The following is an 11,871-nucleotide window of genomic DNA, read 5'->3' as shown; positions in this document are numbered from 1 at the left end:
CAGGTTACCGGCGCGCGCACCCCTGGGATCAAATCGGTGGGTGGCCTGGGCCACGTACCCCCTTTGTTGACAATCGTTTCCAACATTGTTGAAAATGAATCCCATGAACGTACGACGTCTGATACCCACCACCGCCCTCGCCGGAGCCGTGACCCTCGGCCTGGTCACGCTCTCCGCCTGCGGCGGTACCTCCGCCTCGGGGAACGAGGACGGCAAGCTGGACGTCGTGGCGTCGTTCTACCCGATGCAGTACCTGGCCGAGGAGATCGGCGGCGACCACGTCTCCGTCACCACCCTCACCAAGCCGGGCGTCGAGCCGCACGACCTGGAGCTGAAGCCGAGGCAGATCGGCGAGCTCGGCGAGGCCGACTACATCCTCTACCTCAAGGGCATCCAGCCCGCCGTCGACGACGCCGTGAAGCAGGCCGGCGTGAAGAGCACCGTGGACGCCGGCACGCTCACCGAGCTGGAGAAGCACGGCACGGCGACCGGGGGCCACTCCCACGAGGGCGAGTCCCCCGAGGAGCACGAGGCACACGGCGCCGAGGAAGCCCACGACGCCCACGGCGAGGAGGAGGCGGGCGCCGACCCGCACATCTGGCTGGACCCGGTGAAGTACGCCGAGGTCGCCAAGGGCGTCGGCGCCTCGCTGGAGAAGGCCGACCCGGACAACGCGGCGGCGTACCAGAAGAACACCGACGCGCTGGTGAAGAAGCTCGAGGCCCTCGACGCGAAGTTCGGCCAGGGCCTGAGGAACACCAGCACCAAGACCTTCATCACCACCCACTCCGCCTTCGGCTACCTCGCCGAGCGGTACGGCCTGGACCAGGAAGGCATCTCCGGCGTGGACCCCGAGTCCGAGCCGAGCCCCGCGCGGATCAAGCAGCTGCAGGACACCGCGAAGAAGGACGACGTCACCACCGTCTTCTTCGAGACCCTGGCCAGCGACAGGACCGCCAAGACCCTCGCCCGGGACACCGGCCTCAAGACCGACGTCCTGGACCCGCTGGAGGGAATCACCGAGCGGTCCAGGGGCACTGACTACATCGAGGTCATGGAAGCCAACCTCACCGCCCTCCAGAAGGCCCTCGGCGCCAAGTGACACGCATGGGAGGCAGCACCGTGAGCAGCGAACCCGCCAGGACCGAGCCCGTCATATCCGTCCGCTCGGCCACCGCCTCGCTCGGCTCGCGCCCCGTGCTGCGCGGCGTCGACCTCACCGTCCACCGCGGTGAGGTCGTCGCCCTGCTCGGCGCCAACGGCTCGGGCAAGTCCACCGCCGTGCGCTCCGTGATCGGCCAGGTCCCGCTCACCGGCGGGTCCATCGGCCTGTTCGGCACGGAGCTGAGGCGGTTCCGCGACTGGGCGCGCGTCGGGTACGTGCCGCAGCGCACCACCGCCGCCAGCGGCGTCCCGGCGACGATCCGCGAGGTCGTCTCGTCCGGGCGCCTGTCGCGCACGAAGCTGAGGTGGCCCTCCAGGGCGGACAGGGCGGCCGTGGAGCGGGCCATCGAGCTCGTGGGGCTCGCCGACCGCGCCAAGGACTCGGTGAGCGCCCTGTCCGGCGGCCAGCACCAGCGGGTGCTGATCGCCCGGGCCCTCGCCGCCGAACCCGAACTGCTGATCATGGACGAGCCGATGGCGGGCGTCGACCTGGCCAGCCAGGAGATCCTCGCCTCGACGCTGCGCGAGCAGGTGGCGGGCGGGGCGACCGTCCTGCTGGTGCTGCACGAGCTGGGCCCGCTGGAGCCGCTGATCGACCGCGCGGTGGTGCTGCGCGACGGCTGCGTCGTCCACGACGGGCCGCCGCCCAGAGCCGTCGGCCAGCACGCGCTGCCCGGCCACGACCACGTACATCCGCACGCGGCGGACGAGCCGCTCCGCACGGGACTGCTGACCTGACATGGAAATCCTCCAGCTCGCCTTCATGCAGCGGGCGCTGCTCGCGGCCGTCCTGGTCGGCATCACCGCCCCGGCCGTCGGGATCTACCTGGTGCAGCGCCGGCAGGCCCTGATGGGCGACGGCATCGGCCATGTCGCCATGACCGGCGTCGGCCTCGGCTTCCTGCTCTCCACCAACCCGGTGTGGATGGCCGCGGCCGTCTCCATCGCCGGCGCGATCACCATGGAGCTGATCCGGGCGTACGGACGCACCCGCGGCGACATCGCCCTGGCGCTGCTGTTCTACGGCGGCATGGCCGGCGGCGTGATGCTGATCAACCTCTCGCCGACCGGCTCGAACGCCAACCTGAACTCGTACCTCTTCGGCTCGCTGTCCACGGTGTCCGAGGAGGACGTCACCGCCATCTGCGTGCTGGCGGCGTTCGTGATCCTCGTCACGGTGGGGCTGCGCCGGCAGCTGTTCGCCGTCAGCCAGGACGAGGAGTTCGCGCGGGTCACCGGCCTGCCCGTGCGGGCGCTGAACCTGCTGATCGCCGTGACCGCCGCGGTGACCGTCACGGTCGCCATGCGGGTGGTGGGGCTGCTGCTGGTCAGCGCCCTGATGGTGGTGCCGGTGGCGGCGGCGCAGCAGCTGACGCGCAGTTTCCGGACGACGTTCACGCTGGCGGTGCTGATCGGTACGGGAGTGACGCTGGCGGGTACGGCGACCTCCTACTACCAGGACGTGCCGCCCGGCGCGACGATCGTCCTGCTGGCCATCGCGGTCTTCGTCGTGCTGACCGCCCTGGCCGCGCCCCTGGCCAGGCGCCGTGCCCGGGCCGCCGAACCGGCCGCGGCGGAGGCGTGCGACGTGGCGGTCACCGGTACCCCCGGCCCGGCGGACGACGACGTCACGGTCGGGAAGGTCTGACGCGCGACTGCCGGACCCCTCCGCGGGGCCTGGCAGAATGGCCCGACGTACCTGTGAGCGGGCCGAGTGTTGAGGAGGCACCTGTGGCGATGGCTGGAACCCCCGGCGTGCGCGGCCGGTCGACCCGGCAGCGAGCTGCCGTGTCGGCGGCGCTGAACGAGGTGGACGAGTTCCGCAGCGCTCAGGAGCTGCACGACATGCTCAAGCACCGCGGCGACTCGGTGGGCCTGACGACGGTCTACCGCACCCTGCAGTCCCTCGCCGACGCCGGCGAGGTCGACGTGCTGCGCACCAGTGACGGCGAGGCGGTCTACCGCCGCTGCTCGACGGGCGAGCACCACCACCACCTGGTGTGCCGCATGTGCGGCAAGGCGGTCGAGGTGGAGGGCCCGGCGGTGGAGCAGTGGGCCGAGACGATCGCGGCGGAGCACGCGTTCGTGAACGTGGCGCACACCGTGGAGATCTTCGGTACGTGCGCGGAGTGCGCCGCCAAGTGACACGTGCGTGAGGGGCCCGCACCGGCAGTGTCCGGTGCGGGCCCCTCACGCGTGCCGCGGCGGTGTCACAGGCGGGTGATGTGCTGGTCCAGGAGAGCCCGCAGCCGGTCGGCGTCCGCCGGGTCGGCCAGGCCCCGCTTGGGCAGGATGGCGATGCCCACGCCGTGCTTGTCGCCGGAGAGCAGCACGAACAGCTCGTCGGTCTCGGTGTACCGGGGCAGCATCGGCCAGCGGAACGTCATGCCCCAGTCGCGGGAGGACTGCCGCAGCCCGTCGGCGTCGACGACCGCCCGGAACTCGCCCTGCGTGGCGAACATCCGGTGCACCTGCTGTCCCTGGAGACCGGGCACCAGGAAGTACACGCCGGCGGTCAGCACCAGGGCCGCGACGCAGAACGCCGTCCCGCCGGCGCTGACCCCCTTGGCGCTGGTGAGGTTCAGGGCGAGTGCGCCGACCATGAGCAGGGCGCACGCCAGCAGCACCCCGTTCTGCAGCCGCCCCGAGGGGGTGGCCTTCGCGCGGGCGCGGATCGCGCCCACCGCGTCGGCGAGAACGGGCACGTAGGTCAGTTCCACGGCGTCCCGCGCCGTCTCGGGTACTGCTTCGGTCACGACCCCTCCTTGTCATGGACAAGCCGTGATCGTAGCGTCCGGGTCAGACGGCCGCTTCCGGGGCCTGCTCGCCCTCCGGGCGGCCCTGCATGGCCAGCAGCTCCTCGTTGGGGATCGCCCCGCCGAAGCGACGGTCGCGCTGGGCGAACTCCAGGCACGCGCGCCACAGGTCCCGGCGGTCGAAGTCGGGCCACAGCACGTCCTGGAACACCATCTCGGCGTACGCGCTCTGCCAGATCAGGTAGTTGGAGGTGCGCTGCTCGCCGCTGGGCCGCAGGAACAGGTCGACGTCCGGCATGTCCGGGTAGTAGAGGTACTTCTGGATCGTCTTCTCGCCGACCTTCGACGGGTCGAGCTTGCCGGCCTTCACGTCCCGGGCGATGGCCTGCATGGCGTCCGCCAGCTCCGCGCGCCCGCCGTAGTTCATGCAGAAGTACAGGGTCAGCCGGTCGTTGTCCTTGGTCTGCTCCTGGGCGATCTGGAGCTCCTTGGCCACCGACTTCCACAGCTTGGGCATCCGGCCCACCCAGCGCACGCGGATGCCCAGCTCGTCGAGCTGGTCGCGGGTCTTGCGGATGAAGTCGCGGTTGAAGTTCATCAGGAAGCGCACCTCGTCCGGCGAGCGCTTCCAGTTCTCGGTGGAGAAGGCGTACAGGGAGATGGACCCGACGCCCATCTCGATCGCGCCCTGGAGGACGTCCAGGACGCGCTCCGCGCCGACCTTGTGCCCCTCCGTGCGCGGCAGGCCGCGGTCCTTCGCCCAGCGGCCGTTGCCGTCCATGACGATCGCCACGTGGTGCGGCACCAGCTCGCCCGGGATCCTCGGCGGCCGCGCGCCCGAGGGGTGCTGCTCGGGGTCCTTGTAGTCGCGGCGGGACCGGCCCAGGAATCCGCGTCGTGCCATGCGGCTCACACTCTCCTCAATCTGCTTCTACTTCTCGACGTACCGGAGGGAGCGCAGCCCTCGCTCCAGGTGCCAGTGCAGGTACGCGGAGACCAGCCCGCTCCCCTCCCTGACGTGACGCGGCTCGCACGCGTCGGCCGTCGCCCAGTCACCGGTCAGCAGCGCGCTGAGCAGACCGACGGCCTCCGCAGAGGGTACGACGCTGCCGGGCACCCGGCAGTCGCCGCATATCACCCCGCCCGCCGCGACCGAGAAGAACCGGTTCGGGCCGGGCATCCCGCACCGGGCGCAGTCGTCGAACGACGGCGCGTAGCCGTTCACGGCCAGCGACCGCAGCAGGAAGGCGTCCAGGATCAGGTGCGGGGCGTGCTCCCCGCGCGAGAGGGTCCGCAGTCCCCCGATGAGCAGCAGGTACTGCTGCACGGCCGGCTCGCCCTCGTGGTCGGTGAACCGCTCGGCGGTCTCCAGCATCGCGGTACCGGCCGTGTACCGCGCGTAGTCGGTGACGATGCCGCTGCCGTACGCCGCGATCGTCTCGCTCTGGGTGCACAGCGGCAGACCGCGGCCGACCAGCTCGCTGCCCCGCGCGAAGAACTGCACGTCGACGTGGCTGAACGGCTCCAGCCGCGCCCCGAACTTCGACTTCGTCCGCCGCACGCCCCGCGCGACGGCCCGCACGCGCCCGTGCCCGCGCGTCAGGAGCGTGATGATGCGGTCGGCCTCGCCCAGCTTCTGGGTGCGCAGCACGACGCCGTCGTCGCGGAACAGGGTCATGGGGCCATTGTCCCGTACGGGGAGGACGCCCTGGGACCGGTAGCGTACGAACCCACGGACACACCCGCACCGGAGGTCCCTGTGACTGCCCAGCCCGACGGCCCCCACGGCCCGCTGATCCCCATGCCCGAACTGACCCCCGACGGCCTGCGGGCGGCAGTCGCCCGAATCGCCCCCAGCCGGATTCCCGCGCTCACCCAGCACCTCTTCGAGGCGACCACCAACGCACAGCAGGCGGCGAGCCTCGCACCTCTGCGGGCATTCGTACATTCGTGGGCGGTTTTCGTCGCCATCGAGCGCCACCCGGAGCGGGCCGCGCGCCTGCGTGAGCTGGAACGGATCATCGACGCGGGCGATCAAGATCCCGCCGAAGCCATCTCCGAGATCCGCAGCATTCACGAGGCAGCGGCCGCGGAGGCCGGACTTTGAGCGACTGGGCATGGGACTACAACCCGAGCGAGGAGTACCTCACCGCCGGACTGCCGCCCGGCGTGGTGGCGGAGGTGGAGCGCCTGGCCACCGAGCTCGCCGCGCTCGGGCCCGAGGCGGTCCGGGTCGGTCGCCCGATTGACCGCGAGGGAGGCCTCAGGGAGTTCGACATCCTTGGTGGACGCGGTTTCATCAGCTTCCTGGCCGTCCCCCGCCACGCGTGCGTGTACATCTGCAACATCACTTGGTACGGGTGACGACCTCAGGGCACCTCGCCCCGGCTCCGCGCGTTCACGTACGACGTCGCCGCGCTGATCCGCTCCGCGTCCGTCGCGGCCCGCACCCCCTCGGGCGGGCAGTCCCACTCCCGTCCGCCCCCGATGGGCCGCAGCTGGAGGTAGGGCCCCACATGCCCCATGACGCGGCCCACGCGTCCGTTGCGGACATCGACGACGTACGACCCGACGGGCAGACTCATGACCGGCCACCTTCCTCCGGCAGAGCGGCGGCCAGCCTGCGCGCCGTCTCCACCGTGCAACGTCCCAATTCCACGAGCGGCCGGGGCACCTCGGCGGCGCACGTGACGGGGTCCAACCCCAGCGAGGGCAACCTGATTCCCGCCCTTTCCAGCGCCGCGCGCAATTCCGTCACCGCCTCCTCCGCGTCCTGAACGGTCCCCGACGACTGCCGCTCGGTTTCTTCCTTCACCAACGCCGTCCTTTCCGAATCCATTTCCCGCTTACTGCCCCCAGGATGGACCCGACCGCCTAGCATTGGCGGTTGCGCACGCGCTACAACTGCGCGGCAGGACTGGGGTGTTAAGCCATGGCCAACGCAGGCTCGTCCAGGCAGGCCGCCTGGGAGTTCTACGGCGCGGAGCTGAAGAACCGGCGCGAAGCCGCGAAAATGACGCAGCAGGAACTGGGGCGGAAGGTCTTCGTTTCGGGCGGGTACATCGGCCAATTCGAACAGGCCATCCGGAAACCGCAGTTGGACGTGGCGGCGAGGATCGACGAGGTCCTACAAACCGATGGTTTTTTCGAGCGGATGTGTCGTCAACTCATCAACAAGTCGCCGTATGCGGAGTATTTCGCGGCTGCGGCGGAGCTGGAGTCCTTGGCGACGACGATCTGCGACTTCGCCCCGACGATCGTGCCGGGTCTGCTGCAAACGGCACCGTACGCCCGCGCCGTCATCCTGGCGAGCAACCCGTTCGCCTCTGACGACCAGATCGAGGAGAAGGTCGTCGCTCGCATGGAGCGGGCTCGCCTCCTGAAGGACCCGGCCAAGCCGGAGTACTGGGTGATCTTGCACGAGCACGTGTTGCGGCCGCCCACGGGTGGCCCGTCGGTCATGGCCGAGCAACTCGAACACATCGCGGCGCTGGCCCGCAGCCGGAGGGTTCTTGCCCAGGTGCTCCCCGCCGCAGCAGGGGCGCACGCGCTCATGGGGCGCATGCTGACGCTCATGCAGTTCGAGGACGCACCCCCAACCGCCTATACGGAAGCCGTGTATTCGGGGAATCTGCTGGACGATCCAGCCCTGGTGAAGCGCGTACAGGCCGCCTACGATCTGCTCAGGGCCAGCGCACTGGCGCCAGAGGCGTCCCTGACCCTGATCGAATCAGCGGCGGAGGACCACAGACGATGCGCGAGTACGACCTGAGCGGCGCTCAGTGGCGCAAGAGCAGCTACAGCGACGACAACGGTGGAAGCTGCGTCGAAGTCCTCGACGACCTCCCCGGCGTCGTCCCCGTCCGGGACAGCAAGAACCCCGCCGGACCCGTCCTCGTGGTCACCGCCCCCGCGTGGCGGGCGTTCGTCGAGGGTGTCAGTGCCGGTGGCTAACGTGATCACATGAGTTCTTCGCTGAGCGTGTACCTGCTCGACCCCACGGCCGCCCGCGCCCTCGTCGGTTCCGGCGACGACCAGTTGCTGGAAGTCATACGCGACCGCTTCGCCGACGACCTGGCGTCGTCCGACGACTGGTTCTCGTCCGAGATCGAGAAGGGCGCCCCCACGGCGTACGAGGCGCTGCGAGCGGTGGTGCACGGCGGGCCGTACGACGCGGAGAAGCAGTACAGCTTCCAGTACGGCTACGCCTACAAGCGGCTGTGCTCCCTGACGGGGTCCTTCCTCGACAATTCCTCGTTCTCCCCGTTCCGGGGCGACTGGCTGGAGGTCGTGGACGAGGGGCTGCGGGCGCTGCGGATCACCGCGGTGTCGGTGGCGGAGCTGGGGTACTACGACGGTCTGCCCAAGGGGCTGCCGACGTACGACCTGCCGCGTTGCGGCGAGTGGACGCACGAGGAGTGCGTGGAGGCGCTGGAGCAGTTCGAGGGCACCAAGCGGGACGGGCACGCGCCGCCGCTGGAGCCCGCGGTGGTCGACGCGGTGATGGACGTCATCGGGTGGCTGCGGCACGCGCAGGCGCGGCCGGGGTTCGGGGTCGTGGGCTTCGTGTCGTAGGCACTACCGCTCCCGGCCCTCCTGCTGGGCGACGGCGACCTCTTTGCGGAGCGCCCGCGCCAGGACGACGCCCACGACGATGAGGCCCACGGCGAACCACCGGGGTGCGGCGTCGAAGACGAGGACCAGCACCCCCATGGGGATCAGCAGGCCGACGAAGGGCATCAGCAGGCTCCGCACCGGCGGCCTGGGGACGGCCGGGTACCACTCGGTGAAGCGCACGGCGGTGATCAGCGCCGATGCCTGGATCAGCCAGGCCGTCCAGAGGTTGTCCGGGTTGTCCAGCACCAGGTCGCCGATCGCGCCGGCGAGGGCGGCCACCAGGAAGGCCAGCGCCCAGACGTAGGTGACCACCACGTTGGCGCGCCGGAAGTCCGGTTCGCGCCAGAACTCGCGCGGGACCTTCTTGCGGGCGTACGGCACCGTCAGCGGCGCCCGCGCGGCGACGGACGCCACGGCGAGCGCGGCGATCGTGAGGTTCGAGATCTCGTTCGCCCAGGTCTCCAGCCACCGCAGCGTGTCCGGTGGGGCGATCATGCCGACGACGGTGAGGACCGCGAAGAAGACGAGGCCGGCGACCTCCAGGAAGACCGGGCGGTGGCGCACCACCACGAGGAGCACCGCCAGCGCGAGGGAGGTCGCCGCGGCCAGTTCGTAGCGGTCGGGTCCTGCCAGCAGCGAGAACACGATCCACGGGGACATCCCGGTGATCGAGCTGTTCATCAGCCTGGCGCCCCAGCCGGTGGCACCGTTCATACCTCCAGCGTGGCGCGGTTCATGCAAAGAGGCGAGAGAGGCCATAAGTCCCGCTTATGGGGTCATAGGTGGGGGGTGGGTACCGAGGTGAGGCGAGCCTTACTTAGGGTGCGTATGAGCATTCACGCAACCGCTCACTCCTCGCTCGAAGGGAATTCGTCATGCCCCGCCCCCTGCGGGTCGCGATCGTCGGTGCCGGCCCCGCCGGAATCTACGCCGCCGACGCGCTGCTGAAGTCCGAGGCCGCCGCCGACCCCGGCGTTTCGATCGACCTCTTCGAGCGGATGCCGGCGCCGTTCGGCCTGATCCGGTACGGCGTGGCCCCCGACCACCCGCGCATCAAGGGCATCATCACCGCGCTGCACCAGGTGCTGGACAAGCCGCAGATCCGGCTGTTCGGCAACGTCGACTACGGCACCGACGTCGTTCTGGACGACCTGCGGGCGTTCTACGACGCGGTGATCTTCTCGACCGGCGCGACGGCGGACCGGGCCCTGGACATCCCCGGCATCGACCTGGACGGCTCGTACGGCGCCGCCGACTTCGTCTCCTGGTACGACGGACACCCGGACGTGCCGCGCACCTGGCCGCTGGAGGCGGAGAAGGTCGCCGTTCTGGGCGTGGGCAACGTGGCGCTGGACGTGGCACGCATCCTCGCCAAGACGGCGGACGAGCTGCTGCCGACGGAGATCCCGCCGAACGTCTACGAGGGCCTGAAGGCCAACAAGGCGCTGGAGATCCACGTCTTCGGACGGCGCGGTCCCGCCCAGGCGAAGTTCAGCCCGATGGAGCTGCGCGAGCTGGACCACTCGCCGAACATCGAGGTCATCGTCAACCCCGAGGACATCGACTACGACGCCGGGTCCATCGAGCAGCGGCGCTCCAACAAGCAGGTCGACATGGTCGCCAAGACCCTGGAGAACTGGGCGATCCGCGACGTCGGCAACCGGCCGCACAAGCTCTTCCTGCACTTCTTCGAGTCGCCCACCGAGATCGTCGGCGAGGACGGCAAGGTCGTGGGGCTGCGCACCGAGCGCACGGAGCTGGACGGCTCGGGCAACGTGAAGGGCACGGGCGCGTTCACGACCTGGGACGTCCAGGCCGTGTACCGCGCGGTGGGCTACCTCTCCGACGAGCTGCCGAAGCTGCCGTTCGACCTCGCGAGCGGCACGGTGCCGGACGAGGGCGGCCGGGTCGTCGAGGGCGGCGAGCACATGGCGTCCACGTACGTCACTGGCTGGATCCGGCGCGGTCCGGTCGGCCTGATCGGCCACACCAAGGGCGACGCCAACGAGACGGTCGCCAACCTGCTGGAGGACCACCGCGAGGGCCGTCTGCTCACCCCGGCCTCCCCGGAGGAGGACGCCGTCGTGGCGTTCCTGCGGGGCAAGGGCGTGGAGTACACGACGTGGGAGGGCTGGTACCGCCTGGACGCCGCCGAGCGCGCCCTGGGCGAGGCCGAGGGCCGTGAGCGCGTCAAGATCGTGGAGCGCGAGGGCATGCTGCGGGCGAGCGCCGAGCCGCAGGGCTGACACCCGGGCCGCCGGACACCCGGCCCGGCGGGCCGCCGTGATGGCGGCCCGCCGGGTCGTGGCGCGTCGGCCCCGCGATGTTCGACGGTGACGCCGTGGCCCCTACTCGCCCGGTGCCGCGCCGGCCACCCCGTCGAGCAGGGGCAGCAGGTGCTCCTCCTCGTACACGAGGTGCGCCTCGAGCTCGCTCGTGAGCCGTTCGACCTCCGCCAGGACGTGCCTGGCGTCAGCCTGGTCGTCGGACACCACCTTCTGGAGGTCGGCCAGGAGGGCGGCGATCTGCACGTGCTCCTGCTTGAGCCGGTCCATCACGGGGACCAGGCCGGGGTGGCGGTCGGCGAGCATCGGGAAGAGCATCGTGTCCTCCCCCGTGTGGTGGTTGTGCAGGCCCTGGCAGACGGTCAGGCAGTTGACGCGCAGCTGCGTGCCGAGGCCGGTGGCGGTGCCCGACTCGGCTATCTCCTTGGCGATGAGTCCCAGTTCGCGCCGGAACATGTCGTGGACGACCCTGATGGATTCGCCGAGGGAGGAGGCGTTGATGCGGGGCGGGCCGGGCACCTCGGTGAGGGCCACCACGGGGATCACGCGGCTGGTCTTCGCCTGGTAGTCGGCCCATGCCGGGTCGGACTCGACGGCGCGGGCGAACGCGCGGTCGCGCTCCGCGCCCCGCAGCACGGTGGCGTCCGCCTCGTAGGTGAAGACGCCGGTCTCGACGGTCACCCGCGGGTGGGCCAGCAGGTTGTGGTACCAGGCCGGGTGCCGGGGCGCGCCGGCGGCCGAGGCGATGACGAGGATGCGTCCGTCGCCGTCGGCGAAGTAGCCGGCGGGGGTGGTGTGGGGTGCGCCGGACCGGGCGCCGGTGGTGGTCAGGAGGACGAGGCGGGCCCCCTCGAACCATCCGCCGACGCGGCCGTGGTTGGCGCGGAACTCCTCGATGACCTGCTGATTGAAATCGTTGGGCAAGTGTCTGCTTTCTGCTCCTGGGTGAAGACCTGCGGTGTGCGGATGCACGCGGAGAGAAAGCAGAGAAGGCGGGGCTCTGGCCCGCCCCGGCGTCACGCCGAGGCCGGGTGCCCTACTCGTGTGTG

The 11,871-nt window shown here is 70.5% G+C and carries 17 protein-coding genes; 10 read left to right on the top strand and 7 right to left on the bottom strand.

Annotated elements, in window-relative coordinates; translation table 11 throughout:
* Positions 1 to 103: 103 nt before the first annotated feature.
* The 4 genes from A4V12_RS26490 to A4V12_RS26475 all read left to right on the top strand — a co-directional run bounded on the left by A4V12_RS26490 (position 104) and on the right by A4V12_RS26475 (position 3,309).
* On the top strand, positions 104 to 1,102 hold the full coding sequence (locus tag A4V12_RS26490) for a metal ABC transporter substrate-binding protein (RefSeq protein WP_064071953.1): 999 nt from the start codon (positions 104 to 106) through the stop codon (positions 1,100 to 1,102).
* A 5-nt stretch (positions 1,103 to 1,107) separates the two neighbouring features.
* On the top strand, positions 1,108 to 1,902 hold the full coding sequence (locus tag A4V12_RS26485) for a metal ABC transporter ATP-binding protein (RefSeq protein WP_064071952.1): 795 nt from the start codon (positions 1,108 to 1,110) through the stop codon (positions 1,900 to 1,902).
* Position 1,903: 1 nt separating this feature from the next.
* Positions 1,904 to 2,812: a metal ABC transporter permease gene (locus A4V12_RS26480; RefSeq protein WP_064071951.1), complete on the top strand. Its 909-nt coding sequence runs from the start codon at positions 1,904 to 1,906 to the stop codon at positions 2,810 to 2,812.
* An 89-nt stretch (positions 2,813 to 2,901) separates the two neighbouring features.
* The gene (locus A4V12_RS26475) at positions 2,902 to 3,309 is read left to right on the top strand and encodes a Fur family transcriptional regulator (RefSeq protein ID WP_064071974.1); all 408 of its coding nucleotides are present in this window, start codon (positions 2,902 to 2,904) and stop codon (positions 3,307 to 3,309) included.
* A 65-nt stretch (positions 3,310 to 3,374) separates the two neighbouring features.
* On the opposite strand, the gene A4V12_RS26470 is transcribed toward A4V12_RS26475, so the two are convergent.
* Genes A4V12_RS26470 through recO form a run of 3 tightly spaced genes read right to left on the bottom strand, consistent with a single transcriptional unit; the run spans position 3,375 to position 5,598 of the window.
* On the bottom strand, positions 3,375 to 3,920 hold the full coding sequence (locus tag A4V12_RS26470; RefSeq protein WP_064071950.1) for a YcxB family protein: 546 nt from the start codon (positions 3,918 to 3,920) through the stop codon (positions 3,375 to 3,377).
* A gap of 43 nt (positions 3,921 to 3,963) precedes the next feature.
* A complete protein-coding gene (locus A4V12_RS26465) occupies positions 3,964 to 4,824 on the bottom strand; it encodes an isoprenyl transferase (protein ID WP_064071949.1) in 861 nt (286 codons plus the stop codon).
* A gap of 27 nt (positions 4,825 to 4,851) precedes the next feature.
* Positions 4,852 to 5,598 (bottom strand): DNA repair protein RecO, encoded by a 747-nt coding sequence (gene recO / locus A4V12_RS26460; protein WP_064071948.1) that lies wholly within the window; start codon positions 5,596 to 5,598, stop codon positions 4,852 to 4,854.
* 81 nt (positions 5,599 to 5,679) lie between these two features.
* Between recO and A4V12_RS26455 the strand changes: the two genes are divergently transcribed.
* Both A4V12_RS26455 and A4V12_RS26450 read left to right on the top strand, forming a co-directional pair.
* Entirely contained in the window at positions 5,680 to 6,027 is a 348-nt protein-coding gene (locus A4V12_RS26455) for a hypothetical protein (protein WP_064071947.1), read from the top strand.
* Positions 6,024 to 6,284, top strand: a complete 261-nt coding sequence (locus A4V12_RS26450; RefSeq protein WP_064071946.1) for a hypothetical protein — start codon at positions 6,024 to 6,026, stop codon at positions 6,282 to 6,284. Before A4V12_RS26455 ends, A4V12_RS26450 begins: the two co-directional genes overlap by 4 nt.
* Positions 6,285 to 6,289: 5 nt before the next feature.
* On the opposite strand, the gene A4V12_RS26445 is transcribed toward A4V12_RS26450, so the two are convergent.
* Both A4V12_RS26445 and A4V12_RS26440 read right to left on the bottom strand, forming a co-directional pair.
* Positions 6,290 to 6,505 carry a hypothetical protein gene (locus A4V12_RS26445; protein WP_064071945.1) on the bottom strand — a complete coding sequence of 72 codons (216 nt, stop codon included), beginning with the start codon at positions 6,503 to 6,505 and terminating at the stop codon, positions 6,290 to 6,292.
* The gene (locus tag A4V12_RS26440) at positions 6,502 to 6,735 is read right to left on the bottom strand and encodes a hypothetical protein (protein WP_234372343.1); all 234 of its coding nucleotides are present in this window, start codon (positions 6,733 to 6,735) and stop codon (positions 6,502 to 6,504) included. Before A4V12_RS26440 ends, A4V12_RS26445 begins: the two co-directional genes overlap by 4 nt.
* 117 nt (positions 6,736 to 6,852) lie before the next feature.
* Between A4V12_RS26440 and A4V12_RS26435 the strand changes: the two genes are divergently transcribed.
* Genes A4V12_RS26435 through A4V12_RS26425 form a run of 3 tightly spaced genes read left to right on the top strand, consistent with a single transcriptional unit; the run spans position 6,853 to position 8,495 of the window.
* Positions 6,853 to 7,692, top strand: coding sequence for a helix-turn-helix domain-containing protein (locus A4V12_RS26435; protein ID WP_064071943.1), 840 nt, complete (start codon positions 6,853 to 6,855; stop codon positions 7,690 to 7,692).
* Positions 7,674 to 7,874, top strand: a complete 201-nt coding sequence (locus A4V12_RS26430; protein WP_064071942.1) for a DUF397 domain-containing protein — start codon at positions 7,674 to 7,676, stop codon at positions 7,872 to 7,874. Before A4V12_RS26435 ends, A4V12_RS26430 begins: the two co-directional genes overlap by 19 nt.
* A gap of 9 nt (positions 7,875 to 7,883) precedes the next feature.
* Complete coding sequence (locus A4V12_RS26425) at positions 7,884 to 8,495, top strand: DUF7691 family protein (protein ID WP_064071941.1); 612 nt, start codon at positions 7,884 to 7,886, stop codon at positions 8,493 to 8,495.
* Positions 8,496 to 8,498: 3 nt separating this feature from the next.
* Here the strand turns inward: A4V12_RS26425 and A4V12_RS26420 are convergent, their stop codons facing one another.
* Complete coding sequence (locus tag A4V12_RS26420; protein ID WP_064071940.1) at positions 8,499 to 9,251, bottom strand: hypothetical protein; 753 nt, start codon at positions 9,249 to 9,251, stop codon at positions 8,499 to 8,501.
* A gap of 161 nt (positions 9,252 to 9,412) precedes the next feature.
* Here A4V12_RS26420 and A4V12_RS26415 point away from each other — a divergent pair, with 161 nt between their 5' ends.
* On the top strand, positions 9,413 to 10,783 hold the full coding sequence (locus tag A4V12_RS26415; RefSeq protein ID WP_064071939.1) for an FAD-dependent oxidoreductase: 1,371 nt from the start codon (positions 9,413 to 9,415) through the stop codon (positions 10,781 to 10,783).
* A gap of 102 nt (positions 10,784 to 10,885) precedes the next feature.
* Here A4V12_RS26415 and A4V12_RS26410 read toward each other — a convergent pair whose 3' ends face one another.
* Positions 10,886 to 11,746, bottom strand: coding sequence for a nitroreductase/quinone reductase family protein (locus A4V12_RS26410; protein WP_064071938.1), 861 nt, complete (start codon positions 11,744 to 11,746; stop codon positions 10,886 to 10,888).
* Between the last annotated feature and the right edge of the window lie 125 nt (positions 11,747 to 11,871).

It is taken from the genome of Streptomyces noursei, assembly GCF_001646665.1.
Taxonomy (GTDB): Bacteria; Actinomycetota; Actinomycetes; order Streptomycetales; family Streptomycetaceae; genus Streptomyces; species Streptomyces lavendulocolor.
Note: the sequence above shows the minus strand (reverse complement) of the source record. Positions and strands in the feature narration are given on the sequence as shown.

What these genes read in the sequence shown, in the direction of transcription:
- A4V12_RS26445 (WP_064071945.1), bottom strand. Translation starts at nt 6,505, where the DNA reads ATGAGTCTGCCCGTCGGGTCGTACGTCGTCGATGTCCGCAACGGACGC.
- A4V12_RS26425 (WP_064071941.1), top strand. Translation starts at nt 7,884, where the DNA reads ATGAGTTCTTCGCTGAGCGTGTACCTGCTCGACCCCACGGCCGCCCGC.
- A4V12_RS26435 (WP_064071943.1), top strand. Translation starts at nt 6,853, where the DNA reads ATGGCCAACGCAGGCTCGTCCAGGCAGGCCGCCTGGGAGTTCTACGGC.
- A4V12_RS26485 (WP_064071952.1), top strand. Translation starts at nt 1,108, where the DNA reads ATGGGAGGCAGCACCGTGAGCAGCGAACCCGCCAGGACCGAGCCCGTC.
- A4V12_RS26490 (WP_064071953.1), top strand. Translation starts at nt 104, where the DNA reads ATGAACGTACGACGTCTGATACCCACCACCGCCCTCGCCGGAGCCGTG.
- A4V12_RS26420 (WP_064071940.1), bottom strand. Translation starts at nt 9,251, where the DNA reads ATGAACGGTGCCACCGGCTGGGGCGCCAGGCTGATGAACAGCTCGATC.
- A4V12_RS26475 (WP_064071974.1), top strand. Translation starts at nt 2,902, where the DNA reads ATGGCTGGAACCCCCGGCGTGCGCGGCCGGTCGACCCGGCAGCGAGCT.
- A4V12_RS26415 (WP_064071939.1), top strand. Translation starts at nt 9,413, where the DNA reads ATGCCCCGCCCCCTGCGGGTCGCGATCGTCGGTGCCGGCCCCGCCGGA.
- recO (WP_064071948.1), bottom strand. Translation starts at nt 5,598, where the DNA reads ATGACCCTGTTCCGCGACGACGGCGTCGTGCTGCGCACCCAGAAGCTG.
- A4V12_RS26430 (WP_064071942.1), top strand. Translation starts at nt 7,674, where the DNA reads ATGCGCGAGTACGACCTGAGCGGCGCTCAGTGGCGCAAGAGCAGCTAC.
- A4V12_RS26480 (WP_064071951.1), top strand. Translation starts at nt 1,904, where the DNA reads ATGGAAATCCTCCAGCTCGCCTTCATGCAGCGGGCGCTGCTCGCGGCC.
- A4V12_RS26465 (WP_064071949.1), bottom strand. Translation starts at nt 4,824, where the DNA reads ATGGCACGACGCGGATTCCTGGGCCGGTCCCGCCGCGACTACAAGGAC.